2 protein-coding genes are annotated in these 1,923 nt (G+C 43.1%); one reads left to right on the forward strand and one right to left on the reverse strand.

The features are described from left to right. Positions 1 to 362 precede the first annotated feature (362 nt). Positions 363 to 1,121 (forward strand): 5-formyltetrahydrofolate cyclo-ligase, encoded by a 759-nt coding sequence (locus tag QUA45_RS28635; protein ID WP_333223313.1) that lies wholly within the window; start codon positions 363 to 365, stop codon positions 1,119 to 1,121. A 13-nt stretch (positions 1,122 to 1,134) separates the two neighbouring features. On the opposite strand, the gene QUA45_RS28640 is transcribed toward QUA45_RS28635, so the two are convergent. Further along, positions 1,135 to 1,734: a Uma2 family endonuclease gene (locus QUA45_RS28640; protein WP_333223315.1), complete on the reverse strand. Its 600-nt coding sequence runs from the start codon at positions 1,732 to 1,734 to the stop codon at positions 1,135 to 1,137. Between the last annotated feature and the right edge of the window lie 189 nt (positions 1,735 to 1,923).

A 1,923-nucleotide genomic window follows, 5' to 3' on the forward strand; every position in this document is an offset into this window, starting at 1 on the left:
AAAACATAGCAAAATTCCCCGGCTTTTAATCCGTTATAAAGGTCATCGTCGGCTTGCCGCTTCACATAATTGGGAGCATTATTGGTGAGACTGCCGCCGACTTGATAGTAACTGGGCTTTGTGGTAAAATTCATATAAGTTATTAGGCGGTTAAAACCACTACTAAACAAACAAAGTCCGACTTCGCGGACTGAAGAAGTGAGGCGGCATTAAAGCATAATTCTGTATGATAAATTGTAACACAATACAGTTATTAGGCGGTTAAAACCACTACTAAACAAACAAAGTCCGACTTCGCGGACTGAAGAAGTGAGGCGGTATTAAAGCATAACTCTGTATGATAAATTGTAACACAATACAGTATGAAAACTGATTGGACAGGATATAACGACGACAAAGACAAGTTAAGAGCTGAAATTTGGTCTTTGCTGAATCAGCAAGCCGCATCTATTGGCGATCCGTTTGGTCATATTCCCAACTTTGTCGGTTCACAGGTAGCTGCCGAAAGATTGGCAACTTTACCAATATGGCAACAAGCAAAAACGATTAAATGCAATCCAGATTCGCCCCAAATTCCGGTGCGGATGCGAGCTTTGCAAGATGGAAAACTCCTGTATATGGCAGTACCGCGATTGACAGACGATCGCTGTTTTGTAGAGTTAACTGCTGAGGATTTGCAGCGGCAAAATATATCAATTGCCGAAAGTGCGATCGCCCGCAAAGCTCTCGATTGCGGAAAATTGGTAAGTTTTGCAGAGATGCAGCCGATTGATTTAGTAATAGTCGGTTGTGTAGCGGTGGCGCGCAAAGGTGGAAGAACCGGTAAAGGTGCAGGTTTTGCGGATTTGGAATTGGCTATGTTGACAGAATTCGGGTTAGTACAAAGCGATACGCCAATTGTCACAACAGTGCATCCTTTGCAAATAGTCGCAGATTTGCGTTTACCAATGCAAGCTCACGATTGGGCGCTGAATTGGATTGTTACTGCTGAGGATGTAATTGAAACTAATACAACTTATCCGCGTCCAATTGGGTTAAACTGGGATAATATACGGCCGGAACAGTTAGAACAAATTCCAATTTTGCGACAGTTGACAGAGAAATTAACCAATAAAAAATAGCTTTCAATCAAAATCAAGGAAAAAGAGAATTCACAGCGATCCCCCCAATTTCTATTCCTTCAATAATAATCGGTATAACAGCCGATCGCCCGAAATCCAACCTTTGACTGTAATCTGGCTGCTCAACTTCCACAAGAGGTTGAGAGTACACCTCAACCAGTCCTTCAACAAGATTCAAAATCCAATAAATCGCAATTCCAGCGCGGGCATAAATCCGTTTTTTGACAGTGCGATCGCGCTGAAGCGTCGTATCTGATACTTCAATAATCAGGGCAATATCTTCAGCCCCCGGATGGCGATCGAGATACTGTCGCGTATCCCCTCGAACAACCACTATATCAGGTTCGGGTTCGCTGTTGGAAAGCGTGATCGGTTCTTGAGAATCGACATACCAACCACGGGGTAAAATATTCTCTAAAGCTGCTCTGACAAGACGAGTTGTGACTCGATGCGGTGGATTTTTTGGCATTTTGAAAACTAGCCAACCTTCCAGCAATTCTACAGAGTCATCATCCGTGAGAATGCCAGCTTGAATTATCGCATGATACTGCTCGATGCTCAACCGGAAAATCAGATCGTTCGGAATTGCTGCAACACTTTCGACGGGCGACATAACTGTATAGCCGAGTTGATTATTGTCTTATTTTAGTGTTTATTTAACGAACCGCGAAGGCGCAAAGGAAGCGAAGCAAGAAAGAAGAAGAAGAAGGTAATTTCATGATCTTTCTACTTTGTGGTGAACACGCGCCATGCAATGAAAGCTGTAAAGGCTAGATAACCAAACACGGTTATCCAATCTAGC

The sequence above is a fragment of the Microcoleus sp. Pol12A5 genome (assembly GCF_036701435.1).
Lineage (GTDB): Bacteria > Cyanobacteriota > Cyanobacteriia > Cyanobacteriales > Microcoleaceae > Microcoleus.

Excerpts from the sequence above, each read along its gene's own strand:
- QUA45_RS28635 (WP_333223313.1), top strand. The coding sequence starts at position 363 with ATGAAAACTGATTGGACAGGATATAACGACGACAAAGACAAGTTAAGA.
- QUA45_RS28640 (WP_333223315.1), bottom strand. The coding sequence starts at position 1,734 with ATGTCGCCCGTCGAAAGTGTTGCAGCAATTCCGAACGATCTGATTTTC.